The organism is Pseudoxanthomonas sp. CF125 (genome assembly GCF_900104085.1).
In the GTDB taxonomy this organism is placed as follows: domain Bacteria; phylum Pseudomonadota; class Gammaproteobacteria; order Xanthomonadales; family Xanthomonadaceae; genus Pseudoxanthomonas_A.
Map to the genome: position 1 here is coordinate 17,332 of NZ_FNLD01000003.1, position 25,579 is coordinate 42,910.

Genomic DNA, 25,579 nt, shown 5'->3' on the forward strand with positions numbered 1-25,579 from the left:
CGACCTTGGTACAACAGGCCATCGAATGCCAGCAACTGGCCCTTCCAACGCATCTTCCGGCGCTGAACAGCGAGTACTCATCGTCGACGACGATGCGGACATCGTCACGCTTCTCACGCGCTATCTGAGCGGGCATGGATTCCAGGTTTCCGGAGCAGGCAATGGGGCGCAGTTGCGTGCCCATGTCGAAAGCGTAGGCACCGATGTCATCCTTCTGGACCTGGGTCTTCCAGACGAAGACGGCCTGGAACTGCTGCGCTATCTGCAGGCGACCTGGAGCGGACCCGTGATCGTGGTGAGCGGACGGGGCGAACCCGTTGAACGGGTGGTCGGTCTGGAACTGGGAGCGGACGATTTCGTGTCAAAACCATTCGATCTGCGTGAGCTGTTGGCGCGGATCAGGTCGGTATTGCGTCGGAGCGCGAAGACGGCACCGGCGCCTGCAGCGCGATCCAATGTGTTCGAATTCTCCGGCTTCCGGCTCGACCTGGCCAGCAGAAGGCTGACCGACCCGCAGGGAGACGAGGTCCCGCTTACCACGGGGGATTTCCAGCTGTTGTGCGCGCTGTTGGACAAACCCAGGCAGGTGTTGTCGCGCGATGAGCTGATGGATGCTCTGTACAAGCGCGAAGCAGGCCCCTTCGACAGAGCCGTCGATATGGGAATAGGACGTCTACGGCGGAAAATAGAGCCGAATCCGGAGGTTCCCGTTTTGATCAAATCGGTACGCGGAGTCGGCTACCTGTTCGCCACCGAAGTGGTCAGGAGCTGAGGCGCGCATGTATCCGGAACTTTTCGAGGCCGTACCCGATGCGCTCGTCCTGGTGGATGGCCAAGGATTGATCGTCCAAACCAACAGCCAGGCCCTGAGTTTGTTCGGCTATCCGGAAAGCGGGCTCGTCGGCCTCGCGATCGAGATGCTCGTTCCCGAGGGCGCGAGAGCGCGCCACCGCGCGCATCGTTCCGGCTACATGTCGCATCCGCATGTGCGCGCGATGGGCGCGACCGGACAGACGCTGATGGGACGTCGCCACGACGGCACCCAGTTCCCGCTGGAGATCGCGCTCAGCCCGATCAATAACGATGGAACGGTGCAGTACCTGGCTTCCATTCGGGACATTTCCGATAGCCCACGCGCGCGCCAGATGCTGGTCCGCGCCAACTACGACGCGCTGGTCGCCCGTTTTGGCCAGCTTGCGCTCGAGTCCAAGGAGGACGAGGACGTCCTCGCCCACGTGCCGCTGCTGCTGGCCGAAAGCCTGGGCATCGAATCGGTCCTGATCGCATTCGTTTCTGCCGACAACGAACGCGTGGAGATCCGCGCTTCGACCGGGCTTGACGGGCAGGCGTATGCAGACGGTCCGCATATCGACCAGCAGATGCTTCTCGCAGCCTTGCGCAAAGGCCGCGCCTGGATGGTGGAAGACTTCTCGTCGGCGAGCGCGCCGGAACGGGCGTTCCCGCTTTCGCAACCCGCCTCCGGCAGCGCGGCGCTGGTTCCCTTGCAGGACGTGAATCGTCCGATGGGCGCACTGCTGGCATTCTCGCGCCAGCCGCGGAAGTTCGACCATGACGCCCTGCATCTGCTGCAATCGTTCGCCAACCTGATCGCCGCTCTGGTGCAGCGGCAGCGGACCCAGGACCAGCTGTCCCATGTTCAACGGCTGGATGCATTGGGGCAATTGACCGGCGGCATCGCACACGACTTCAACAATCTGCTCACCATCATGTCCGGCAATCTGCAATTGCTGGAATCGGAATACGAAGGAACGTCGGAGGCGCGCGAGCTGATCGACAGCGCGCTGCGCTCGGTTACCCGCGGCGCGGAACTGACGGCGAAACTGCTTTCGTTCGCGCGGCGGCAGCGGCTGGTTCCGCAGGCCGTGGATCTGAAGGCGATGCTCCACGACTTGAACCAGATGCTCAGGCGAACCCTGGGCGACTCGATCCGCTTGCGCATCGTCTGCCCGGACGGCCTGCCGAGCGCGCATGCGGATCCGGCGCAGCTGGACACGGCACTGGTGAACCTGGCCCTCAATGCGCGCGACGCGATGCCGCGCGGCGGCGAGATCACCATCGAAGTGAGCAGGACGGCAGGGGGCGGCGGCGCTCCGGCGGATCTTCCGATCGGCGACTACCTGTTGATCACCGTGTCCGATACCGGGCGCGGAATGAGCCAGTCCACGCTGGATCATGCGATGGAACCTTTCTTCACCACCAAGGAAGCCGGGCGCGGCAGCGGACTTGGACTGAGCATGGTGCATGGCTTCTCCAAACAGAGCGGCGGCGACTTGTGGATCGACAGCGCACTTGGATACGGCACCCATGTCCACCTTTGCCTTCCCGTCGACCGCGGCGGCGGTACGCTGAAGAGCGCCCAGCCAGCGGCGAATCCGCATGGGACGGGCGAAACCATCCTGGTGGTGGAAGACGAGGACTCCGTCCGCCGCATTGCCGTGGCGTTCCTGCGCAAGGCGGGTTACCGGGTCACGGAAGCGGCGAGCGCGGATGTTGCCTTGCGCGAACTGGATGCCGACGACCGCATCGCCCTGCTGTTCACCGACGTGCTGTTGGGCGAGGGCGGCAACGGCAAGGAACTGGCGACCGCCGCGCTGCGGTTGCGGCCGGATCTGCCGATTCTGCTCACCTCGGGGTTCGAGCAGAAACCGTCCCCTTCCGTGCATGCGGAAATGGAGCCGGTTTCCTTCGATCTGCTGCGCAAGCCCTACCGCCGCGAGCAATTGCTGGATGCGGTCAGGCAATCGCTGCTGCAGGACGGCGCCGGCCGGGATTAACCGCAGTCGGCGGTCTGCAACAACTCGTTCATCGATGCCGGGTCGCGCAAGGTTATTTCCTTGCCTTGTACGGCGATGAACCCTTTGTCCTGCAGACGCGATAGCGCGCGGGTCACGGTTTCCAGCTTGAGCGCGAGGAAGCTGCCCAGGTCGGCGCGGGTCATGCGCAGGATCATGTGCTGCCGGCTGAATCCGAGCGAACCCAGCCTGGTCGCCATATCCAGCAGAAAAGACACTACCCGCTGATCGGCCGACAACGTGCCCAGAGTCAGCATCCAGTTCCAGTCGCGCCGGATTTCGGCCGCCAGGAACGAAGTGATGCGCTGTTCGAATTCCGGCAGGGAACCGCAGAGGTCCGAATACGGCAGTTCCCACACTTCGCCGGTATCCAGGGCGATAGCGTCGCACGCATAGCTCTCTATGCCTAGCGAGTCCAGACCCAGCATGTCGCCGCGCATCCTGAAGCCGGTGATCTTTTCACGGCCGTCGGCGCTGGTCAGGCAGGTTTTGAAAAAGCCCGCGTGCACCAGAAACAGGGAATGGCGCGGCTGACCCGCGCGGAATACATGCTCCTTGGCCTTCAGCGTGCGATGACGCAGGGGAATTCCCCGCAGCAACTCCTCCATGTCGCGGGTGATCTGCCTGGTCTCCGGACAACCGTGCGTCGCACCGGACAGGTAATCGCTGGATTGATCATGGGATTCTCGAACCTGGAGCATGGCCGCCACCTCGAAGGATATGGCGGAAGGCTACCCGCTGCGCAACCTGGCAGAAATTCAATCAAGTAACCCTGTGTAACGGTTTGTAACTTCGCCCAGTTGACTTCGATCAACGGGCCGAACCGCCGGGCGGCGCACTCTGTCGGCGTCAGACCCAGGGAATCTGCGCTTGTCCTTTCCGACAAAATTCACCACGGCTATCGCGGTCGACACATGGGACGCCCACTTCCGCTGGCGCGTGGGCGACGACCTGCACGATCGCACCATCGATGCGACCTGGCGGCGCGTCGCCTCGGCGGTCGCGGGCGTAGAAGGCGACGACGCCGGGAAATGGGAACAACGCTTCGTGGAAGCCTTCCAGGACTGGCGGATAGTCCCCGATGCCCGGCTGCTCAAATGGGCGGGGACCGGTGTGACCAGCATCAGGCTCCACGACCCCCGGGCCACACTCAACCTTGGGGCATTCGTCGTTCGTCCGCACATTTCGCAGCCATATTTCGACTATGAAGCATTCAGCGACATGGCGGCACTGGCGGTACGATTCCTCGATGACGCCTGGCTGACCTACGAAGACAAGTCCCCGGTCACGGCTGTTTGCGTGGGCGTGATGGGATTCGCCGACGCCCTGGCGGCATTGGGACTTCCCTATGTAAGCGAGCAAGCTTGCGAATTCGCATCCGCCGTCGGCGAGGCGCTTTCCATCGCGTGCTCGAAATCCTCGCTGCGACTGATGCAGGAGCGGGGATGCTGCCGGTCTTCGGCCGGAGCGGACGAATGCGAATCCGTACACAACCCTTGCCAGTCCTCGCGCGGCGCAGCGCGGCACCCAAGAACGACGGCGATCCAAGCACAGCCCCTGATCGCCTTGTTCGCCAACAACGCCAGCGACGCTCTCGATCCCCTGTCCGGTTCGGCCTGGGACCTGGCGTCGCATCTGCAACTCCCGGCGCAGGCCGATGCTCCGGACACGCAGCAGATGCTGTTGCAGCAGATCAGAATACGCAGCCTTCTCCAGTCCTGGATCGACGCGCCCATCGACTACCCGCTGGTATACAGCGGCGATGGCCTGGAGCCGGAAGTGATCTCGGCCTGCAAGCTATTCTCCAGCCAGCGGTATCTGCCGGAACCGCAGTTCCGCAGATCGGAAAGGGCGATCTTGAGTTTTGCATGAATCGGATAATCGCCCTACGCAAGCAGCCAGCGGGTTGACCGATGCCATGGTCCGATCGCACACGCATGCAACCAAGCATCGCCGCGAGCATTTCAACCAGAGAACAGACCATGCAGCTTTCATTCAATCGCTTCGCCAAGGCCATCGCGCGATTCACCGGCCGGCCGGTGAGCTTCGGCCTTGCCATGCTGATCATCGCGCTATGGCTGGTCACGGGGCCGGTCTTCGGCTTCAGCGATACCTGGCAGTTGGTGATCAATACCGGAACCACGGTGGTGACGTTCCTGATGGTATTCCTGATCCAGAACACGCAGATGCGCGACACGGAGGCGATGCAGATAAAGCTGGACGAGCTGATCCGGGCGACCGAAGCAGCAAGCAACGCACTGCTGGACCTGGAAGAGCTGGACGAGGCGACGCTGGACCGCTATCGCGAAACCTACGAGGTGCTTGCGAGGAAATCGCGTTCCGGCGGACCGGAATAGCAGGTGCTGCAGGCGGTTGCGGGACTCCTTCGCATCAGGACAACGGCAAACGCCGCACCTTACCTTCCTGGAATCCCCTGGCGTTTGCGTCTGCGAACAACGGGGAAATTCTGCGCGCTAATTGCTTGCCTAGCAGGAATATTGCGCCATTCTCAGCGCATGGACCGCATCCAGGAATTCGTCGTAAGCAAGGAAGAACGATTTCAATTCCATGGATTTTCCACTGATGGATGCATCTGCCATGCGGCTGTAAGCAGCGGATATGAGGACCTGCCGGCTCTCGAGGTCGGCCAGGGCGCGGCGCACTTCCGGTTGGTACGGTGTTCCGATCCTCGGCCCCTCGGCCAGGTCCCTGCGCACCATGGCGATGAACCAGGCGCTCCTGTCGACCGCATCCTTGGCATGCTTGAGCGCCTGCGCTTTTCCCTCGACCGTAAGCTGCGGTGCTTCCAGGAATACGTGCCTGCCCATCAGTGCGAATAGAACACGGGCAGGTTGGCTTCGAACAGCAGTTCCCGGGTCACTCCGCCCAGGGCCCATTCGCGGAACCGCGAATGCCCATAGCCGCCGACGACCAGCATGTTGGCATGCATCTCCGCGGCGTGGTCCAGCAGCACGGAGGCGATCCGGTTGTCGTGCGACTGTCGCACCTGCACATTGACCTTGACGCCATGGCGGGCCAAGTGGGCCGCGATGTCCGCCCCCGGCTGCTCGCCGTGGCCGAGTTCTCCCCGAACAGGATCCACCACCAGGACATCGACCGATTCTGCCGCCACCAGCAACGGCAGTGCATCGTGAAAAGCCCGGGCGCACTCGCGCGTGGGCCGCCAGGCGGCAACGATCCGCTTGGGAGGCATCGGCACTTTGCAACGCGGGGGAATGACCAGCACCGGGCGTCCCGATTCGATCAGCAAACCGCCGAAATAGGTGCGGGAGATGTCGCCTTCGGTACTGTCCCCCAGCACGCCGGCGATGACGGCCAAGTCGGCGTAGTGCGCGCAATGGGCCGCCAGCCGGGAAGGTTCGCTGAAGAGCGCTTCGACCAGCCGCACCTCCGTCGAAACCGTTTCCTTCTCCAGTCTCTTCTTCAAGACCGCCACGTTCGCTTTTCCCTGCTCCCGCAGCTGCTGATAAAGATCGCTCATGGACACATCCGGCATCAGGCCCCACGGCCCCGCGACCGGCAATGGCAGATTGACCATCTCCATGACGGTGAGGTGGGCTTCATGGGCCAAGGCCAGGTCAAGCGCCATGTTCAACGCATAGCTGTCGCCCGAAGTCCCGGTGATGGGTACGACGATATCTTTGAACATATTCCTGCTCCATCGGCATCGCGGTTTCGCGCAGGCGAACTACGCGGCAAATCGGAGCGGTTGGCTTTGACCTGGATCAAGCTCCGGTTGAATCTCCCCGGATGGGAAATCGCGCCGACAGGGCGCCGAAGAGTTGGCGCTCGATCCACGCATGTGCCTGGGTAAGCCGGCATCCCCTTCGGATCATCGGGTCTCGTCGGGCGCATTGCCATCGGATTGATCCTGGTCAAGGCGCATGGGCTATGCAGTACGTAGCCTGCGCCCATGCTCGCCCATCCCGCCTTCGACACCGCCCTGCTGCAGCGTTACGACCGCCCCGGGCCGCGCTATACCTCCTATCCGACCGCACCGCAGTTCTCGGCCGAATTCGGCGCCGAAGCGCTGCGCGAGGCCGCCGAAGCCAGCAATGGCGATCCGATACCCCGGCGGCTGTCCCTTTACGTGCATGTGCCGTTCTGCACGAGCCCCTGTTTCTACTGCGGCTGCAACCGGATCATCACCCGCGATCTTGCGCGTGGCGAGACTTACCTCGCACGGCTCTACCGCGAAATCGCCATGACGGCCGAGCTTTTCGATCGCGACCGCGAGGTCATCCAGTTGCATTTCGGAGGCGGCACGCCGAATTTCATGTCTCCGGCGCAACTTGGGGAAGTGGTCGGCGCCTTGCGTCGCCAGTTCCATTTTTCGGATTCGCCCAGTCGCGACCTGTCGATAGAGCTTGATCCGCGCTTCATCTCGCCCGAAGACGTCGGCGCGCTTGCGGCGATAGGCTTCAACCGCACCAGCCTCGGCGTGCAGGACTTCGATCCCGACGTCCAGGCGGCCGTCAACCGCATCCAGCCGGTCGAAGAAACGATCGCGGTCATCGAAGCCTGCCGCCGCCACGGCATGCGTTCGGTCAACGTCGACCTGATCTATGGCCTGCCCAAGCAAAGCAGCGCGAGCTTTGCGCGCACGCTGGATACCGTGATCGCGGCCCGGCCCGATCGGCTGGCTGTGTACAGTTATGCTCATCTGCCGGGATTGTTCAAGCCGCAAAGGCGGATCGACGCTTCCGACCTGCCGTCCGCGGAAGCCAAACTGGGGCTGCTGGAACTGGCAATCGAAAAGCTCGGCGTCGCCGGCTATGTCTATATCGGCATGGATCATTTCGCGCTGCCCGGCGATGACCTTGCCCTGGCCCAGGAGCGCGGCACCTTGCATCGCAACTTCATGGGATACACCACCCATGCCGATACCGACCTGGTAGGACTCGGGGTCAGCGCCATCAGCCACATCGGCGATTCCTTCAGCCAGAATCCACGCGACTTGCCCAGTTGGCAGACTGCCATCGACGAGGGCCGGTTACCGGTATTCCGCGGCATGCGCCTGAGCGAGGACGACCAATTGCGGGCCGATCTGATCCAGCGACTGATGTGCCAGGGCGAAGTGCAGATCGACGCTTTGGAGCGGCGATACGGCATAGATTTTCCGACCTATTTCGCCGAATCGCTGGCCAAGCTGCAACGCCTGGTCGCCGATGGCCTGGTGCGGATGGAACCGGACCGGATCGTGGTGACATCGCCCGGACGGCTCTTGCTGCGTAATATCGCGATGTGTTTCGACCGCTATCTCGACAAGCCTGCCTGCGAACCGCAACGGTTCTCCCGCGCCATCTGAGAACCGCATGGAGACGAATGTGAGCGGCAGTGCTTTCCCGCGCCTGGATCGCCGTACGCTCGCCGACGACGGCGATTCCCTGCATTTCTGTTCGACCTGCGCTTTCTCGCAGGCTTGCCTGTCCGAAGGCATGGACAAGCGCTCATTGATGGATCTGCACATGCTGGTCGAGCATGTCGGCCCGCTCCATGCCGGCGAGCATATTTTCCGCGAAGGCGATCCGTTCGAAGCCATCGCCGCGGTCCGCGCCGGCACCGTCAAGACCTACGTGACCAGCCGCGACGGCCACGAGCAGGTGCTGGATTTCCATCTGCCCGGCGAAGTGATCGGGCTCAACGCGATCGACGGCGACCGTTATCCCTGCAATGCGGTGGCGCTGGACACGGTGATGCTTTGCCGTTTTTCGTTCCCCCGGATCTCGATACTGGCAACGCGCCTGCCGGGACTGCAGCAGCATCTGTTTCGCCTGATGAGCCGCGACATCGGCCGCGCCTCGCTGCTGGCCGGTGATTATTCCGCCGACCAGCGGATGGCGGCGTTTCTGGTAGGACTTTCGCGGCGACTTGCGACACGCGGCTTTTCGCCCGATCGCTTTCAACTGACGATGGCACGCACCGATATCGCCAATTATCTGCGGCTCGCGCCCGAAACCGTGAGCCGGGTGCTCAAGCGCTTCCATGATGATGGCTTGCTACAAGTGGACCGCCGCGAACTGCAGCTGCTCGATCGCATACAACTCGAAGCGCTCGCTGCGTCGGTGCTGCGGCAGTAATGGCAACAAACGGTGACCGCATGTTGCTGCCCTTTTCCCGCCTCCTCGCGCTACCCCCCGCAGCCACCGCAACATTCGGACGGCAAGCGCTCCAGTTCATCCTCGGCTACTGGATAGCCAGCTTGGCCCATCAGTCTTAGCAGATGGACGGCGTCGAGGGACGTGGCAACCCGTATCATTTCCCCGGCCTGGTCGATATCGGCCAGCGCTGATGGATCGACCGCTCTAATCGTATGTTCGATGGCGTCGATATCTGGAATAAAACCGGCGATCTCTATCTTGAACTGCATTCAGAGGGGTCCTCACTGACGGTGGGCGGGAACGTACGCATGGGTTCAAGCGCATGGCGGCGGAGCCGGCGATGCTCGAAGAGAGCCATTACTCCCGAGCCGTCATGTTCCAGGAGGCGTGCAGCTTTTGCCCTGACTTGTATCAAGCAGGCATCAAGTAGTCGGTCCCGCTTTTGCGAACCGCTTCCGGACAAAGCGCCCAAGCGGCTGCAGATGAGCGGGATTGATGTGGTCCAACGCTGCGGGTATGCGGGGGTCTGGCGCGACAGGCTGTGAATTCCGGCGGTGCCATCCAGCGCCCATGGCCTGCGGAAGCGCCGCTGTCACACCCTGACAACGGGCCTGGGGCCACATTGGTCCATCAGGCAGCACCGCGCTTGACCTAGGTCATGGCGACGTCCGGAGCGTACGGACCACCATGCGAGCATTCGCACTGGAGATCGCCATGAGCAACACCCGCAAGCTATGGACGGCGCTGGCCGTCCTGCTTATCTGTTCGTTTTCGGTCTTGTTATGGGCGGGTGGCGAGATCTTCCGCGCCGCGCCACCCATGCCCGAGAAAGTGCTGACCCAGAATGGCGCGGTCATCTATACCCGCGCCGACATCGAGCAAGGCCGGCAGGTTTGGCAGTCGATGGGCGGAATGCAGCTGGGATCGATCTGGGGGCATGGCGCGTACGTGGCGCCCGACTGGAGCGCCGACTGGCTGCATCGGGAGGCCACCGAAGTTTTGAACATCTGGGCGCGCCGGGACGATGGCAGCGCAAGCTATGCACGATTACCCGCCGAACAGCGGGCCGCTCTGCGTGGCCGCCTGCAGGAAATGATGCGTGCCAACACCTATGACCCGATCGCCAAGACCATCACTCTGACCGAGGACCGCGCGGCTGCACTCTCGAACGTCGCCGCACACTACGTCAGCCTGTTCGGCAACGACCCGGCCACCGCAGAGCTGCGCGAAGCTTATGCGATGAAGGAAAGCACGGTGGGCACGCTGGAACATCGGCGTTCCCTGACGGCCTTCTTCTGGTGGACGGCCTGGGCCGCCACTACCGAACGCGCCGGAACCGTTGGAGAAACGCTGGTGCCGGATCAGGCCGGCGTAGTCAGCAGCAAGGTGACCTACACCAACAACTGGCCCAGCGAGCCACTGGTGGGCAATACGCCGCCGCCGGCGTTGTGGGTGTGGTCGGCCTTCAGCGTGCTGTTCCTCATCGCAGGCATCGCGATACTGGGCTGGCATTACGCGGTCACCCACGGACGCGGCGAAGAGGGCCACACCATCCCGGCCACCGATCCGTTCGCGTTGCTGAGGGTCACCCCCTCGATGCGCGCCACCGCCAAATATTTCTGGGTGGTGCTCGCGTTGTTCCTGGTGCAGATCCTGCTGGGCGCGATCACCGCGCATTACCAGGTCGAAGGCCAGGAGGCCTATGGCTTCAAGTTATCCGACTACCTGCCCTACTCGCTGGCCCGCACCTGGCACACGCAGTTGGCTGTGCTGTGGATCGCCACCGCATGGCTGGCGACGGGCCTGTACATCGGTCCTGCGCTATCGGGGCATGAGCCAAAATACCAGCGCTTCGGCGTGAACTTCCTGTTTGTCTCGCTACTGTTGATCGTGGTGGGAGGGTTCGCCGGCCAATGGCTGGCGGTCATGCAGATCATGCCGCTGAAATTCAACTTCTGGTTCGGCCACCAGGGTTGGGAGTATGCGGACATGGGTCGTTTCTGGCAGTGGTACCTGTTCATCGGTTTGCTGCTTTGGGTGACGTTGGTAGGCCGCTCGCTGTGGCCCATCTTCAAGGGGCCCGCTTCCGATTCCAAATCGATCGTCGCCCTGTTGTTCCTGTCCACCGTTTCCATCGGCCTGTTTTATGCCGCAGCGCTGATGTGGGGCGAGCACACCCATATCTCGGAAGTGGAGTACTGGCGCTGGTGGCTGGTCCACTTGTGGGTGGAAGGCTTCTTCGAGGTCTTCGCCACTGCAGTGATGGCGCTCATCTTCACCCGTCTGGGCCTGGTAAAGACTTCCACCGCCAACATCGCGGTGCTGTTCGCCACCATCATCTTCATGGCCGGCGGCGTACTGGGTACGTTGCACCATCTTTACTTCGTAGGTACGCCGATCTCGGTGGTTGCATTGGGTGCAAGCTTCAGTGCGCTGGAAGTGGTGCCGCTGGCCTACCTTGGCTTCGAGGCGTACCACACCTGGAAACTAGGCAAGGCCACATCATGGATGGCACGCTATCGCTGGCCGGTGATGTTCTTCATCGCGGTGTCGTTCTGGAACCTGGTCGGTGCGGGCCTGTTCGGCTTCCTGATCAATCCGCCGCTCTCGCTTTACTACATGCAGGGCCTGAACCTGACCGCACTTCACGCCCATACTGCGCTGTTCGGCGTGTACGGAATGCTGGGAGTCGCGCTGGTGCTGTTCTGCCTGCGCGGGCTGCGTGGACAGATGGTGTGGGATACCAAGGCCCTGAAAGTCTCGTTCTGGACGCTCAACATCGGCCTGGCTTTGATGGGCGTGCTTACCCTGCTGCCGCTGGGCACGATGCAGTTGCTGGCCGCGATCGAACATGGCTACTGGTATTCCCGCTCGGCGGAGTTCATGCAGAAACCCATCGTGGAACTGCTGATCTGGATGCGCATGCCGGGAGACATCCTCTTCAGCGTGGGCGCGGTGGCTTTGGCCTGGTTCGTGCTGCGGCTGTGGATAGCGCCACGGCGCGAAGCGGCGCTTGCGGGAAACGCCGAAGCCGGCGACGCCTGAACCGGTTCGGGGATGGGGCAGGGAAAACGGGGCGGCGATTGCCGCCCCGTTCGTGTTCGCGCCAGGCGGCGTGCGGATGATCTGGGTCAAGGCGGGGCCGACGCCGCTGCTGCATTCTGGGCGCATGGACAAGCTCACCCTCGCCGCCCCAACCCTGTCGCCGCGGCTGTTGGCTGCGGCCCCGCATCGGCTGATGTTCTTCATCGGCGCCAGCAATCTGCTGCTGGCGATGCTGTGGTGGGCGGCGTGGCTGGCCGCGGCGCGCTGGCCGGCGCTGGCGATGCCGCAGCCCAGGCCCTACGCGGGCTGGCTGCACGCGTTCGTGATGCAGTACCAGGTGCTGCCCAGTTTCATCTTCGGGTTTTTGCTGACCACCTTTCCGCGCTGGATGGGACTGCCGGAATTGGAACGCTGGCGCTACGTGCCGGTGGGCATCGGCATCTTCGGCGGCCAACTGGCGACCTTGCTCGGCGCGCTGGGCTGGGAAGTCGGGGTCACGGTCGGCCTGCTGCTGACGCTCGGCGGCTGGAGCGCCGGACTGATCGCCCTGGCGCCGCTGCTGTGGCGCGAACGCGGCACCACCTGGCATGCGCGTTCGTGTTTCGCATCGCTGCTGCTGGGCTACCTGGGCTTGCTGGGTTTCATCGCTTTCTTGCTGGGCGGTTCGCCGCTGTATGTATTCGCCAGCATCAAACTGGGCAGCTTCGGCCTGCTGTTGCCGATATATGTGACCGTGGCCCACCGCATGTTTCCGTTCTTCGCCGGAAACGTGGTGCGCGGCTACGAACCCTGGCGTCCCCTGTGGCTGCTGGGTGTTTTCTGGCCGCTGTGCCTGGGGCATCTGTTGCTGGAACTGGCGCACGCCTACGCCTGGTTGTGGCTGGTCGATGTGCCGCTGCTGGCGTTGTTCGCGACGATGTTGTGGCGCTGGTGGCCGCGCGGTGCCAAGCCGGGATTGCTGACTGCGCTGTTCATCGGTCTGGCGTGGTTGCCGCTGGCATTCTGGCTGTATTCGGTACAGAGCATCTTCTACGCGATGACCGGCGTGTACTGGCTGGGGCGCGGCCCGGCGCATGCGCTGTTCGTCGGCTTCTTCGGCAGCGTGCTGATCGCGATGGTGACCCGGGTGACCCAGGGCCATTCCGGCCGGCCACTGGTGATGCCCGTCGTGGCCTGGTTCGCGTTTGTCTCCATCCAGCTGGTTGCGATATTGCGAGTGGCGGCTGAAGTCCTGCCTGACGCAGGACTCTGGCAGACGTTGGCGGCGGTGGGCTGGCTGGCGGCATTCCTGCCCTGGCTGTTGCGTATCGGCCGCATCTACCTGGCGCCGCGCGCCGATGGCAAGCCCGGCTGAGGCCGGCGGGAAAGTCGCGATGATCGAGTTCTACCCGCAAATCAGAAGCGTGCACATCCTGATGGTGCTGTTGAGCGGCACGCTGTTCGCATTCCGCGGCATCGGCGTGCTTGCGGGTGCGCGCTGGCCGATGACGCTGCCGCTGCGTTGGGCCAGCTACACCATAGACACCACCTTGCTGACCGCGGCGCTGATGCTGCTGACGATCCTGCCATGGGCGATGTTCGGCAATGGCTGGCTGGCGACCAAGCTGGTGCTGCTGGTCGTCTACGTGCTGCTGGGCAGCCTGGCGCTGGGACGCGGCCGCAACGCACGCACGCGTGCGTGGTGCTATGTCTCTGCCGTGGCGGTCTATCTGCTGATCATCGGCACCGCCCGCGCACATCATCCGCTCGGCTGGTTGCACTTCTGGCTGGGATGAGCGTGATGGACCGAATGCGCTTCATGCCGGTTCGATGATACGTCGCTACTCACTGGGCCACAGCGGCCCCAGTGCGGTCGAGGCAATACCGTCCAGCTTGGGCAGGGGAATCCGTTCAGGGCTGCCGGCACTCATCGAAATCGCTTTACATCGTTTCTGGCGGGCAACGACGACGGACGACGATGCTCGGTACGACTGCAGGTGCCGGGGTGGAGGGAGGCATCGATGCAGGCACGGGAGGCTGAAGACGCCGATAGATCTCTTCGCGGTACACGGGCACTTCATGAGGGGCAGCAATACCGATGCGCGGCTGCTCGCCGCGCACCTCCACCACGCGCACCCGGATGTCCGCACCGATCACAATCTCTTCGCCAATGCGACGGGTGAGTATCAGCATGGAAAGTCCTTGTTCCCGATGACGCCCCGAGTCGACGGTTCCTGTGGAAACAACTGGGCAACGCCATCACGATGGAAGTTATTTGCAATGGAAGTGCGAGGAGCTGTCACAGATTCAGGCCAATCGTTGAACTTGAGGCGACATCCGCTCTATTCCTGCGGCGCTACGCCAAGGTAGCTGCCGGCCGCTGCAACCGTCGACCAGACGTCGGATTCGAGTTTGAACGAGCGGTCGAACAGGGCTTCCGCGGCGGCGCGGTCGCCACGCATCAGGTAATAGGAACCGACCTCGGCCATGCCTTTGCTGTCGTCCGGTTCCTCACGCAAGGCGCGTTCGAACAGCGCCTTGGCCTGCTCCCAGTCGCCGGCCTCGCGGTAGACCCGGGCGATGCGGAACAGATCGCCCGCCTCAGGCTTGTGCGCAAGCACGTCGTCGAAGATCGCCTTCCCTTCTGGCTTGGAACCGCTGAGGTAATAGATGCGGCCGATCGCGATCAGCTCCCAACTGCCGCCGTCGGCCTGGATTTTGGCCGTTTCCAACAGGGCGCGAGCGGCCTCCTGCTTGTCCTTGCCGTGATATTGCGATGGGGTGGTTTTCTGGGCTGCAAAGCAGACCGTGATGCCGGAGACGAACAGGATGCTGGCAGCTGTAATGGAACGAAATTTCATTTATTCCTCCTTGATGGTGAGCGAGACGAGAACCGTCGCGGCTCTGGTTGACATTGTTGAATTTTTGGCTTCCTTACATCGCTCGGCCCCAATCTGCTTCGCTCAATCGGCCGGGCCCGACAAATAAACGCTGAAAATAAATCCGTCACCTTTTCTTTTCAGCCATTTTTATCTGGCCCCGAGTTCCGGGCGGTTTATTCCGATCCTTTCCGCCATACGTGACCATTGAGTACAGCGTCCTTGACCTACCAACAACCGACAGAAAATGAATCTATTTTCTCGATCTCAGTAAACAAATCTGCCCCATTATTCCTGCAGTTCTAGTTGTCAGCACATTCACCCGCAACTTCGCTGGCCTGGGAAGCCAACGCGTAGGAATTGCCGGCATGTTCAATCCGGTAGAGTTCTATTGAGCATGACTGATCACGCCTTAGAATTGTTGCCACGTAATCCTCATCGGATCTCGGAGTAAAAGTCCGTATTTGACTGCAACGAGATACTCCGACGGGGCACTTTCCGTTAAAACATCCGCCTGAGGTGAGCGAGAAAGTGAGAGGCTCATCCGCACGCACATAGATTTCAGTGACCGCAACGCCACCTTGCACACTGACTTTCGGCATACCGATAGTTCTATACGTCAGGCCACCGAAAGCACCACGGGAGTCCGGAACAACGCCAGCTCCCGCGCACGGCATCCTCTGTGCGCAGATCGCTGAAGGTCAGACTGTTGGCGGTGAGTTTGCTATTGGCCACGCACTGACCGGCAGGCAGCGCCGTCAGCATCCTTGAGGCAAATGTTCTGGTAGCCACCATTGATACCGCGTGGCATATATTTGTATCCATTCTTGAGCATGCAGAGGTCGAACCCATCAAACGCCCGAGCCCCAATCTCTTCGTACCTCCGTTCAAATCCTTCCGAGCAGCCTCTCATGTCGGCATCCTTTTCGTTTGTCGATACACCATCTTTCTTCCACAAAAGATCGGTTGGTGCTGTTGGTAGGTCCATCTGAGTGATGACCTCATACGTCTTACATCCAGCAGCCGTGGCTACGATGCAGGCGACAAATAGTAACGCGCCAATTTTCATTCTCTCCCCTCTTTTTTCCCTTCGTGGACTCAACGATAACGGGCTTACTATAGTTTCCTTGTCCCCACGCTTTATCGGTTTGTTTGCGTATATCGTTTGGCTTCCCATCGACGCCGATTAAGGGAGGCAGGTATCCTGTGTAGGAGCTATGCGATTTAGGGAAGCTCCCATCATTCTTTTCGGCCGTCGCGGGATTCCTGCCAATCCACCTAGCAACGAGGTCAGTGGGGTGCGTCGACTGAGACACTTCACCCCAGCCATTACCCACTTTACTCACCAAACTATCTGCTTCCTGCGCATTGCCAGCTGCGCCGTTGTATCGCACGGAGCCGATCGGCATCCCTGTGATTCCTTGGCGGTTTAAATCGCCCAATGCATTCGTCATCGTCATTCCGCCGCGGCTGTGATTTACACTGCTCACGACCCCTCCTTGCTCATTGGCGATCCTCAGGAATTCCTGATTTGTTTGCGAAGCGCTTGTCAAAGGTAGTGCACCACCCAGCAGGTCATTTAGCTTGTCATAGCCGGCGTACAAAACTTCGGCTACCGGGTTACCCGTGTACGGATTAAGAATGTGGTACACACCTTGCTCGTTCGCTTCGTTGCTGTTCTGCTTGGCGCCAGTCGCTAATGCATATTCCTCCGCATTGAAAATTCCGTTGTTGAACACGTAGAGCTTGCCATCGCCCACGGCAACCTGATTCATATCAACTTCGCGCTGCGTGCAGTTCTGCCCGCCCGCATCGCACTTTTGCAGGACAATCTTGCTGTCGGCAGTAGCGGTGCGACGCACTAAGTCCATCTGAGCGAGTGTCTGCCCTAGCAGGGCATCACTCAGATCCGGCCCAGTGAACACGGCCATCGCCGCGGTGTCGAGCCACATGGCGTTCTTCTGCAACTTGTCTGCCTCATCGTCCAGACGCTCGGACTCCTCGGTTTCCACGCCACCGTTGGCCATACGAATTTCGCGGGCTTGATCGCGTTTGTCGTCTGCTCGCGCGTACAGCTCCGCTTTGGCCTCCTGACGGTTCTGATCAAATGCTTGTGTCACCTGCGCCTGCAGATCGATTTCCTTCCGCACCTCTGCCGTATCGAACTTATTGGCCAATGCACCACTATTCTCGGCCACCGTGTCGGTGGTGGTCGTAGTGGTGATCTCTGTTTTTATCTGATCCGCGGTCTTGCCGGTGGCCGCTTGGCCATCCATATCGGTGATCGTAATGTTGCGGGTGTTGATACCACTGTGGGTCGTGCTGCTTTGATGATCACCGTCGCTACCGTAGCCGACGGACTTGCTGGCGGTGGAGCCTCCTGCCTTGCCGTCCGCCGAGCCTTGCGCCAGTTGGTGCTCGCCTTGCTCTCCACTGCCATTCTTCCCCATGCTACCGCTCAGCCCAAAGGCCGAAGCGTCATAGTCGGCATGGTTCTCGATGTCACTGCTGGTCAGGATGCCCGTGCTGAAGCGATTGTTGCCTGCCTCTTCTGCCGTCTGCGTACTGGTGATGATTCCGCCTTTTAGATCGGTGTTGCCCTTCACGTTAACGGCGTAACCACCGTTGCCGGCCAGGATGCCGCTTTGCTCGGTGACACTGGCATAGTCCGAGTCGATCTTGGATTGGTTGTAGCTGGCACTGACCGAGACCCCATAACCGGCGGTCACTTGGGCGCTAGCGTCCATCTGGTCGCTCTTGTAGGTCTCGGTGTCCTGCAGGCTTTCGATGACCAACTTGTTGGCATTGACTTCGACGCGCTCGCCACTGACTTGTCCGCCACGGATCGTGGTGGTGCCGCCACTGGTCAGAGTCGTAGTACCGCCGCTGCCCACATGGGAGTTGACGTTGGTGACGGTCTGGCCATCGCTATCGCCTTTGCCCACATTGCCACCAGCAGTGATGCCTGCCGCCCAGCCACCGGAGCCATAGCTGATGGCCACACCGACATTCCAGCCGCTGGAATTGTTCTCGGTTTGCTGGTCGAACGCGCTTTGCGCGGCGACGATGTCGATGGCGTCGTCCGCGGTCAAGCTTGTACCGGCACCGCCATACACCTCAGAGCCGGAGATGCGGATATCCGAGTCTTCGCCGGCGCCGGTCGCCGTAATGTCAACGCGACCGCCCGCCTGGACGGAACTGCCTACCACCTCGCTGGTCTTGGCGGTGACCTCATTCTGTGACTTTTGCGAACCGTAGGTGATGGAGACGCTGGCAGCTTGACCGCTCATCGCACTGGACGCAGCCCCCGCTGCTTGATAGGCATCGTAGGCGGTATTGGCAGCGGCCATTGCGTTGACACGGCTGTCCTTGCTCTGGCCCACGGTCTTGGATGAGTTATAGGCGGCCATCGCCGCATCGACTACGGGAGCCGAGGCGCCCACGCTCAAGCCGCTTTGTTTGCTCTTTTCTATCGAGTGATAGGTCGAAGTGTCGTAGGCCTCTTCTATATTCACGGTTTGACCGGCGATGAGGATGCCGCCTTCCGGCGAGGCTATCGTTGAGCCTTGGATATGCACGGCGCCTTCGCTGGCCGTGATCTTGGTGTCACCCTGCAGGCTGCCGACCGTCGAGCCCCGAACCGTGCTGCTATTCGAATGGACATCGGTTTCGTTCTTCTTGGAACCGATGGTGAAGCTTGCACCATTGCCCGAGAACACACCGGAGGTTTTTTTGCGGCTTGAGTGCTCCTCGGTGCTTTCGTCGGTGGCATTGATAATCTCAACGCCCTTGGTACCAGAGATCGTCGTTCCGTACGTACTTACGACATCGGAGCCTTCGATCGTTACCACATTGCCGGCTTTGATTGCCACCGTCTCGCCACTGAGCGTGGAGCCCACCGCCGAGTTGTCGATCACCTTGTCATGCGTAGTGGTGGTCTTGCTGCTAAGGAAGCCGGACTTCTTCTTGCTGGCATCCACTTCCAGCACATGCTGCTCGCTGGTCGTCGTCAGGTTCACATCCCTCCCAGCCGCCAGGGCGATACCGCCCTGCTCACTGACCACCGAAGCCGCCTGCAAATTGATGTCCTGCCCAGCCTGCAACGCGATGTTGCCCCCGGCAGTGAACTGGCTGCCCTTGACCGTCTGGTCCGAGCTGGACGCCACCAGCGAGTGCTTCCTGCCCTTGTCCTGCACTTCGGCGGTCTGCACATCGGTGGCGGTCAGGCTGTTGATGTCGTTGCCCGCCACTACGGCCAAGGCCTGCCCGGCGCTCACCTGCGCCGCCGTGGCGTTGACGTTGTTGCCGGCCTGCAACACCACATCGCCTGCGCCCTGCACCGTGGTGCCCACCTGCATGGTCGTGCTGCTGCGCCGATAGTCGCCGTCGTCGGCGGTGGTGCCGGTGCTGCGGCTGGTGGTGAGCGTAGTCAGATTCAAATCGCCGCCGGCTGACAGGCGAGTGATGCCATCGGTGCCTGCATTGACGACCTGCGCCGCCTGCAGATTCACATCCCCGCCCGCGCTGACCGACAGCACGCCCAACCCGCCGGGGTTGGTGACATACAACCCAGCCACACGATTGAGATCGGTGTTGCTGTACTGACGGGTGCCGCCGCCTTGCTGCGTCTGCGTGGTGGAAGCCACCGTAACGTTGCCGCCGGCCTGCACGTTCAACACCTCGCCCGCGGTGACCGTACTGCCGATAACGTTGACATCGTGCACCGCCTGCAGCCCCACCGACCGGCCGCTGATCGCACCGCCGGCCAGATTGTCGATATTGGCCGCATTGATCGACACCACCTGGCGCCCGGCGATGTCGCCGGTGTTGACCAGATTGCCGCTCAACTTCAGATTGACGTTTGCGCCCGCCAGCAGCGCTCCGTTTTCATGCAGATCGCCGGGCCGCAGGCGCAGGTACACCTGCGGCACCAGCGCCGTGGCGGTGCTGCCATCGGGCAGCGTGACGGTCTGCTCAACCAGCCACACGATATCGCTGGTCAACTGCGCCATCTGCGCTGCGCTCAGCGCCACGCCCGGGCGCAAGCCGAACTGTTGCGCGAACAAGGCGCCGGCGCTCATCAACGCCCGGAACTGGTCCTCCTCGTTGCCGTAACCTTCCAGGAAACGCCGGCCGGTCAGCTGGCCGATCTGCTCGCGGATGAGTTTCTGTTCGTAGTAGCCATCGCCCAGGCGCTTGTGCACGCTGGCCGGATCCAGGCCCAGCGCATCCAGCAGATAGTCCGAACCCAGCCAATGGCGATAGTCGGCAAAACGTGGATCGGTCTCCACCAGATACTGGCCGCCATTGGGCGTGATCTGGAACAGGCTGCTGGTGGGCAGCTGCATGTTGAGGATGCCGGTGGCGACGTTGCCGGGAGTGGCGCCGCCGGCGTTGCCAACAGTCGCGCCCGTTGCCGTGCCCGGGCCATTGACCGAAGTGCCACCGCCAACGGGGCCCGTACCGGTGCCATGCGCGTTGAGAGTGGCCAAGCCAGCGCCGTCCTGCACGTTGGGCGCATCGCGGCCGTCGTTGAGGTTGCTCAGGTCGCCCACGTCCACCGTCAAGCTGCCGCCACTGGTGATGACGCCGCCTACCTGTCCGGTCTGTTCGGAAATGGAAGGATTGCTCCAGGCCTGGGTGGTGCCGTTATAAGCATGGGTGACATTGTTGAAATCGTAGGTGCGGTAAAGCGTCTGGCCCACGTTGGTCACGCTGGCCGCGCCGGTGAGACCTTCGATGGCCAGGTTGCCGCCCGCAGCGATCTGCCCGTACTGGTTGAGCAGCGCGTCGGTGCCAATGCGCATGTCGCCACCGGCGTGGATCACCGCCACCGCACCGGCGCCGGGCGCCAGCACGTCTTCGGTCACCGCCTGGGTGGCGATGCGGTATTCCTCGTTTTCGCCCAGGCTCGCCCCGCGCACCATGTTGGTGAGGATGTGGTCCGGATCGGCGTACTGGTACTGCCCCCACAACTGGACGCAATTGGTGGTGCAGGTGCCGTAGGCGCTGGAGTAGTTCAGCGTATCGTCCACGTAAGTGAACGCCGGATCGCCGGGCTGCTGCGCCGCTACTTCAGTGAACGGATCATCGGCGCCCGCTGCCACCTGATCGGGGTTTGCCTGTCCATCCTGACGGCCGAAGTAATAGATCGTCACCGTACCGTCTTCGGCTTGCGCACGCGAACGTTCGCCGAGTGCGCCATACAGGCCGCCGCGACCGAAGAAATACACGCTTGTCTGTGGTGTCAGCCGGATGACTGCGCGCCGTACGGTATAGCCATCTGGCGTGACATACGGCTCGTCCTCCAGAATGTCGTCGGGATGCAGGTAGTAGACGTTGCTGGCTTCGTAATTGCTGGTGCTACTGATGTCGGATGAGGCGTTGGGCCCGTTGTTGCGCCAGGTCGGCTGATCCAGCCGCACCGGTGCCTTGACGGTCGTGGTCTGGGTGATGACCACGTTCTGGCGCACGTTGTTGACGGCCTGCGCCTGCATGTCCAGGTCGCCGGCCACCTCAATGGTGGAACTGAGGTTGTCGATGACATTGGCCGTGCCCGTGGCCGACAAAGCCGCATCCAGCGCGCCGCCGATGCGGGCGTTGCCGTCGCTGTAGACCAGGCCGCCGCCGCTGTTGGTCAGGCTGCCTGCGCCGATATCCAACTGCTGACGCGCGGCGATGGTGCCGGTGCGGGTGGCGCCGCCCACGGTTTCCTCGTGGTTGTGCAGTTCGCCCGCTTCTATCGCGACATGGTCGCCATACACGCGCCCGGTGCCCAGGTTGTCCAGGGTGCCGGCTTCGATATGGGTGGTGGCGCCATCGATCAGGCCGCGATTGGTCAGGGTGTCCTGCACGGCCAGATGGGTGAGGCCCATGCTGGTGAACTCACCGATGGCCGTGTTGTCGATGTTGGCCGCCCGCACGTCCAGGTTGCCGGCCTGCATCTTCGCTTCGTTGCGCACGTTGCCTGCGGTCGTCAGCGAGAGCGTGCCGTTGACGCTCATTTCTCCGGTATGCAGGAAGTCCTCCTGCAGCAGGACCGTCGCATCGCCCTGCGACAGCACCTTGCCATCGCCGCTCAAGGTACGGGCGGTCAGAGTCTGATTGCCGCCCGAGAGCAATGTGCCGGCGGTGTTGACGACACTATCGGCGCTGATATCCAACACTCCGCCCGATGAAACTTGACCGGCACCGTTGTCCAACAGGCCGCTGAGCGTCATGCGGCTCTGGGTGTCGGCGATCACCTGCCCCTGCCGGTTGTCCAGACTGCCGGCGTCCAGCTGCAATCGCGTGGCTTGCAGACCCAGCGCCGCGTTGGCCGCGGACAAGGTGTTGCGGTTGTCTACCGTGGCGGCAGTCACCGTCAACGCCTGCCCTGCGGCGACCAGACCGGCCTGGTTATCCAGGCCTCCCGTCAACGAGACCTGCGCATCGCCGCCGGCCTGCACGGTGCCGCCGGCATTGGACAAGGCCGTGCCCACAACCGTCAGATTTTTGGCGCTACCCAATAATCCAGCCTGGGTATTGTCGATGGAACCGGCGCTGAGCTGCGCATCGCCTTGAGCGAATACGACGCCGGCCTGGTTGTCGAATGCACCGCTGGCAATCTGCAATCGGCCGCTGCTGACGATACCGCCATTGCTTCCGGACTGCCGATTGATCAGCGCCTGTCCGGCAGTGTCGATGCTCAGGTCGCCGGCCGATTGCAGCCGCCCGGCCGTGTTGTGCAAAGCGCCGCTGCGGATGTCCATAGTGCCGGCCACGCTGCCCAGCGTACCGCCGTCGTTGTCCAGCACGCCGCCATGCGTATCCACCTGCAGTTGTGCGCCCAGGATGCTGCCAGCGGTGTTGATCAGGTTGGCGCTGCTCACGCGCAGGGCCTGCCCGGCCTGCACGGTGCCCGAGGTATTGTTGAAGCCAGCGGCGGACACCAATTGCAGTTCGCTCCCCGCACCCAGCACGCCGGTACGGTTGTCCACTTCACCAGCCGTCAACTGCAGATCGCCGCCGCTGGCGACGAGGCCTTGATCGCGGTTGTCGAGCAGGCCATCGACGCCCAGCTCCAGCTTCGAAGCGCCTGCCGCTTGCAGGACGCCTGCCCGATTGTCGAGCGTTCCCGCACGCACCTGTGCATTGCCTGCGGTCAGAAGTTGGCCAGCGTTATTGTTCAGCAGGTCGGCGACCTGCACGACAGTGTCGCCCGACCCTGCTGCCTGCAACACACCGCCCGCGTTATTGAACGTATTGGCCGTCAGGTTCACCACGCCATTACTGGCGATGGCGCCGCCCACGTTGTCCAGCGCGTTGCCTACCTGCAATGACAGCGTGTCGGTTCCGGTGGCGGTCAGATGGCCGCCGGCCGTGGTCAGGTCATGGGTGTCGATGGCGATTTTCTTGGCCGAGGTGGTGCCCTCGCGCAGATCCGCGGTATCGCCGGTCAAGATCAGCGCACCGTTGCTGACGAGGATGCCGCCCGCACCTTCCAGCGTCGTCGCGTCGATCGTCAACGTACCGGTGCCGGCATGCTGCACGGCGCCGCCTGCGTTGCCGAACGTCGTGGCCCGGAGCTGCAGATCGCCGTTGCTGGCAATCGTGCCGCCCGCGCCGTTGTCCAAGGTGCTGGCGACGGCAACCGTGCTGGCGTCCGCGCCGGTCGCGATCAGCTTGCCGCCGCGATTGTCGAACGCATTGGCGGTGACGGTGAACTGGGTAGCATTGAGCGTGGCGTTACGGTGATCGACGGTATCCGCCTGCAACCTCAATGCACCGGCTGTCGCGACGGTACCGCCTGCGCCATGCAATGCGCCGGGCTGTAGATCGAAGCCCTGCGTGCCGGCGTGGCGAATGGCGCCGCCTTCGTTGACCAGCGTGCCCGCCGTCAACGCCAAGTGCGTCGCATTGGTAGCCAGGGCGCCATCGGTGTTGTCGAAGGTACCGGCCACTCGCAGCGCGGTATCCTGCGTACCGCTATGGAGGATCTCGCCGCCGCGGTTGGACACCGCTTGCGCGTTGAGGTCGAACGGCCCACCGATGCTGAAACGGCCCGCATCGTTGTCGACCTGGTTCACCTGCAGCGTTGCCGCACCGGTGACCAGCAGTTCGCCGCTCGCGTTGCGCAAGTCGCCGCCGCCAAGGGTGAGCTGACGAAGACCGAGATGGCCGCCGTCGTTGTCCAGGCCCTGATCCGAAGCCAGATCGATGCCGCCGCCCACGATGATGCGCCCGCCGTCGTTGTCGAGCAGGCCGGCGATGTTCAGCGCGCCATCGGGCAGCGGCGTCACGGACGTTGAGCCGCCTGTGCCAGTCCCGGTCCCACCCTCTGCGCCACTGCCGCCTTCGCTGCCGCCCGAACCGGAACCCGTACTGCCGCCGCTGCCGCTTCCGCTTCCGCCCCCGCTACCGCCACCTTCCAACACGGGCATTCCGATGCGGCCAGCCTCACGGTTGGAGAGTGCACCGCTGTGCAGCGCCAACGCCTGCACGCCGGTCTGCTCGATCGCGCCGCCGTGGTTGCGCAGCGATTGCGCATCGATCTGCACGCGCATCGCGTTGAGGGTGCCGCCGCTGTTGTCCACGTCCCGCGGGGTGACGACGATCAACTCGCGCGCCGCGCTGACCGTGCCGGCGTTGGCCATGCCACCGTTGGCATCGATGCGTGTGTTCTGTTTGGCCTGCAGCGTGCCGGTGTTCTCCAGCCGGCCATCGGCGGTAACGACCAGATCGCCGACCTGCGCGCCGATCGTGCCGGCATTGCGCACGCCCACGCCGCTTTCCGTGCCCAGCAGCGTAATCTTGCCGGCATACATGCCGCCCAGCGCGCTCACGTCCAACGCAAACGCCGGCGCCGTACCAGTCGCAGCCGTTGCGGTTGCCTGTCCATCGGCGGTGACCATGTTCGTACCGGCCGTGACCTGCAACGTCTTCGCCCATACACCTGCGTTGAGTTCCAGGGAGCGTGCGATCAGATCGGTGTAATCGGCCGTGCTGGCGTCCAGGCCGGCGCCGTCCACGCGCAACACGCCACCGCCGACGCGGTAGCCGTCCAGTGCGCCGCCATTGAGAATCGGCGTGCCCGTGGTCAGCGTCACCCGATTGGCGTTGATGAAACCGCAGCCCGAGCAGCTGATGCCGGCCGGATTGGCGATCACCACCTGCGCGCGGTCGCCGCCGACTTCGATGTATCCATTCAACAGGCTGGGGTTGCTGCTGTTGACTTCGTTCAAGATCACCCGCGCAGTGCCGGTGGCCAGCCACGGATTACCCTGCACCCAGCCGCCAAGCTGCGTCTGCACGTTGGTGCGCGAATTGTTGAGAATCGCGCCTTGCGCGTTCACATCGAATTGGCGGTAGGTGTTGTGCGAGACGCCGGCCGCACTGGGGGTCTGGATGTTGATCACCGGCACCCCGTTGGGCGCATTGATCACTGTCGGCCGCTGGTTGCCCGGCGCGGCGGGGTCGGCCACGACCTGGGCGAAGGCCGGCACCGTCGTCACCCACCCCAGCGCGATCCACAGCGCAAAACGCATCGTCGGCACCGTCGCCTCCGCCGCCTGCGGAGAGGCGGCTTTGTCTCCCTGCCCGCCGGGCCGGCGCGCAATCTCGGCCACGACCTGCAGCAGGCCCAGGGCACGGTTGAAGACGATGCGATGGAGATGCTTGTTCATGCGAAGTGCTTCCTTGACTTGTTCATACGAGAGGCTTCCTTGGTTACATCCACGACGCGGTGCGGTGAATCGCGCCG

At 62.6% G+C, this 25,579-nt stretch carries 16 protein-coding genes; 9 read left to right on the forward strand and 7 right to left on the reverse strand.

Features of this window, described 5'->3' with window-relative positions; genetic code table 11:
• The first annotated feature begins 25 nt into the window (after positions 1-25).
• Both BLR66_RS13700 and BLR66_RS13705 read left to right on the forward strand, forming a co-directional pair.
• Complete coding sequence (locus BLR66_RS13700; RefSeq protein WP_093288022.1) at positions 26-772, forward strand: response regulator; 747 nt, start codon at positions 26-28, stop codon at positions 770-772.
• 7 nt (positions 773-779) lie between these two features.
• Positions 780-2,795 carry an ATP-binding protein gene (locus tag BLR66_RS13705; RefSeq protein ID WP_093288025.1) on the forward strand — a complete coding sequence of 672 codons (2,016 nt, stop codon included), beginning with the start codon at positions 780-782 and terminating at the stop codon, positions 2,793-2,795.
• Here the strand turns inward: BLR66_RS13705 and BLR66_RS13710 are convergent.
• A complete protein-coding gene (locus tag BLR66_RS13710) occupies positions 2,792-3,514 on the reverse strand; it encodes a helix-turn-helix domain-containing protein (protein WP_093288028.1) in 723 nt (240 codons plus the stop codon). The genes BLR66_RS13705 and BLR66_RS13710 overlap by 4 nt on opposite strands.
• A 238-nt stretch (positions 3,515-3,752) precedes the next feature.
• On the opposite strand from BLR66_RS13710, the gene BLR66_RS13715 reads away from it, so the two are divergent.
• Together BLR66_RS13715 and BLR66_RS13720 are read left to right on the forward strand one after the other, a co-directional pair.
• Complete coding sequence (locus BLR66_RS13715) at positions 3,753-4,685, forward strand: hypothetical protein (protein WP_176943884.1); 933 nt, start codon at positions 3,753-3,755, stop codon at positions 4,683-4,685.
• Positions 4,686-4,795: 110 nt separating this feature from the next.
• Complete coding sequence (locus BLR66_RS13720; protein ID WP_093288034.1) at positions 4,796-5,170, forward strand: low affinity iron permease family protein; 375 nt, start codon at positions 4,796-4,798, stop codon at positions 5,168-5,170.
• Positions 5,171-5,299: 129 nt separating this feature from the next.
• On the opposite strand, the gene BLR66_RS13725 is transcribed toward BLR66_RS13720, so the two are convergent.
• Both BLR66_RS13725 and BLR66_RS13730 read right to left on the reverse strand, forming a co-directional pair.
• Positions 5,300-5,641 carry a hypothetical protein gene (locus BLR66_RS13725; RefSeq protein ID WP_093288039.1) on the reverse strand — a complete coding sequence of 114 codons (342 nt, stop codon included), beginning with the start codon at positions 5,639-5,641 and terminating at the stop codon, positions 5,300-5,302.
• Positions 5,641-6,483, reverse strand: a complete 843-nt coding sequence (locus BLR66_RS13730) for a universal stress protein (RefSeq protein ID WP_093288044.1) — start codon at positions 6,481-6,483, stop codon at positions 5,641-5,643. The genes BLR66_RS13725 and BLR66_RS13730 overlap by 1 nt, the downstream gene beginning before the upstream one ends.
• Before the next feature lie 264 nt (positions 6,484-6,747).
• On the opposite strand from BLR66_RS13730, the gene hemN reads away from it, so the two are divergent.
• Together hemN and BLR66_RS13740 are read left to right on the forward strand one after the other, a co-directional pair.
• Positions 6,748-8,142, forward strand: coding sequence for an oxygen-independent coproporphyrinogen III oxidase (hemN, locus tag BLR66_RS13735; protein WP_093288048.1), 1,395 nt, complete (start codon positions 6,748-6,750; stop codon positions 8,140-8,142).
• Positions 8,143-8,149: 7 nt separating this feature from the next.
• Positions 8,150-8,914: a cyclic nucleotide-binding domain-containing protein gene (locus tag BLR66_RS13740; protein ID WP_093288052.1), complete on the forward strand. Its 765-nt coding sequence runs from the start codon at positions 8,150-8,152 to the stop codon at positions 8,912-8,914.
• 50 nt (positions 8,915-8,964) lie between these two features.
• On the opposite strand, the gene BLR66_RS13745 is transcribed toward BLR66_RS13740, so the two are convergent.
• Complete coding sequence (locus BLR66_RS13745; protein ID WP_093288059.1) at positions 8,965-9,204, reverse strand: hypothetical protein; 240 nt, start codon at positions 9,202-9,204, stop codon at positions 8,965-8,967.
• A 445-nt stretch (positions 9,205-9,649) separates the two neighbouring features.
• Between BLR66_RS13745 and BLR66_RS13750 the strand changes: the two genes are divergently transcribed.
• The 3 genes from BLR66_RS13750 to BLR66_RS13760 all read left to right on the forward strand — a co-directional run bounded on the left by BLR66_RS13750 (position 9,650) and on the right by BLR66_RS13760 (position 13,755).
• Positions 9,650-11,980, forward strand: a complete 2,331-nt coding sequence (locus tag BLR66_RS13750) for a nitric-oxide reductase large subunit (protein WP_093288064.1) — start codon at positions 9,650-9,652, stop codon at positions 11,978-11,980.
• A gap of 124 nt (positions 11,981-12,104) precedes the next feature.
• The gene (locus tag BLR66_RS13755; protein ID WP_093289857.1) at positions 12,105-13,334 is read left to right on the forward strand and encodes an NnrS family protein; all 1,230 of its coding nucleotides are present in this window, start codon (positions 12,105-12,107) and stop codon (positions 13,332-13,334) included.
• A 19-nt stretch (positions 13,335-13,353) separates the two neighbouring features.
• On the forward strand, positions 13,354-13,755 hold the full coding sequence (locus BLR66_RS13760; protein WP_093288068.1) for a SirB2 family protein: 402 nt from the start codon (positions 13,354-13,356) through the stop codon (positions 13,753-13,755).
• A gap of 145 nt (positions 13,756-13,900) precedes the next feature.
• On the opposite strand, the gene csrA is transcribed toward BLR66_RS13760, so the two are convergent.
• The 3 genes from csrA to BLR66_RS13775 all read right to left on the reverse strand — a co-directional run bounded on the left by csrA (position 13,901) and on the right by BLR66_RS13775 (position 25,502).
• The gene (gene csrA, locus BLR66_RS13765; RefSeq protein ID WP_093288072.1) at positions 13,901-14,152 is read right to left on the reverse strand and encodes a carbon storage regulator CsrA; all 252 of its coding nucleotides are present in this window, start codon (positions 14,150-14,152) and stop codon (positions 13,901-13,903) included.
• 149 nt (positions 14,153-14,301) lie between these two features.
• Positions 14,302-14,820 (reverse strand): tetratricopeptide repeat protein, encoded by a 519-nt coding sequence (locus BLR66_RS13770; protein WP_093288075.1) that lies wholly within the window; start codon positions 14,818-14,820, stop codon positions 14,302-14,304.
• A 1,028-nt stretch (positions 14,821-15,848) separates the two neighbouring features.
• Positions 15,849-25,502, reverse strand: coding sequence for a two-partner secretion domain-containing protein (locus BLR66_RS13775; protein ID WP_093288080.1), 9,654 nt, complete (start codon positions 25,500-25,502; stop codon positions 15,849-15,851).
• Between the last annotated feature and the right edge of the window lie 77 nt (positions 25,503-25,579).

What these genes read in the sequence shown, in the direction of transcription:
- BLR66_RS13760 (WP_093288068.1), top strand. Translation starts at nt 13,354, where the DNA reads ATGATCGAGTTCTACCCGCAAATCAGAAGCGTGCACATCCTGATGGTG.
- BLR66_RS13700 (WP_093288022.1), top strand. Translation starts at nt 26, where the DNA reads ATGCCAGCAACTGGCCCTTCCAACGCATCTTCCGGCGCTGAACAGCGA.
- csrA (WP_093288072.1), bottom strand. Translation starts at nt 14,152, where the DNA reads ATGCTGATACTCACCCGTCGCATTGGCGAAGAGATTGTGATCGGTGCG.
- BLR66_RS13770 (WP_093288075.1), bottom strand. Translation starts at nt 14,820, where the DNA reads ATGAAATTTCGTTCCATTACAGCTGCCAGCATCCTGTTCGTCTCCGGC.
- BLR66_RS13710 (WP_093288028.1), bottom strand. Translation starts at nt 3,514, where the DNA reads ATGCTCCAGGTTCGAGAATCCCATGATCAATCCAGCGATTACCTGTCC.
- BLR66_RS13705 (WP_093288025.1), top strand. Translation starts at nt 780, where the DNA reads ATGTATCCGGAACTTTTCGAGGCCGTACCCGATGCGCTCGTCCTGGTG.
- BLR66_RS13750 (WP_093288064.1), top strand. Translation starts at nt 9,650, where the DNA reads ATGAGCAACACCCGCAAGCTATGGACGGCGCTGGCCGTCCTGCTTATC.
- BLR66_RS13730 (WP_093288044.1), bottom strand. Translation starts at nt 6,483, where the DNA reads ATGTTCAAAGATATCGTCGTACCCATCACCGGGACTTCGGGCGACAGC.
- BLR66_RS13775 (WP_093288080.1), bottom strand. Translation starts at nt 25,502, where the DNA reads ATGAACAAGCATCTCCATCGCATCGTCTTCAACCGTGCCCTGGGCCTG.
- BLR66_RS13755 (WP_093289857.1), top strand. Translation starts at nt 12,105, where the DNA reads ATGGACAAGCTCACCCTCGCCGCCCCAACCCTGTCGCCGCGGCTGTTG.
- BLR66_RS13745 (WP_093288059.1), bottom strand. Translation starts at nt 9,204, where the DNA reads ATGCAGTTCAAGATAGAGATCGCCGGTTTTATTCCAGATATCGACGCC.
- hemN (WP_093288048.1), top strand. Translation starts at nt 6,748, where the DNA reads ATGCTCGCCCATCCCGCCTTCGACACCGCCCTGCTGCAGCGTTACGAC.
- BLR66_RS13720 (WP_093288034.1), top strand. Translation starts at nt 4,796, where the DNA reads ATGCAGCTTTCATTCAATCGCTTCGCCAAGGCCATCGCGCGATTCACC.
- BLR66_RS13725 (WP_093288039.1), bottom strand. Translation starts at nt 5,641, where the DNA reads ATGGGCAGGCACGTATTCCTGGAAGCACCGCAGCTTACGGTCGAGGGA.
- BLR66_RS13740 (WP_093288052.1), top strand. Translation starts at nt 8,150, where the DNA reads ATGGAGACGAATGTGAGCGGCAGTGCTTTCCCGCGCCTGGATCGCCGT.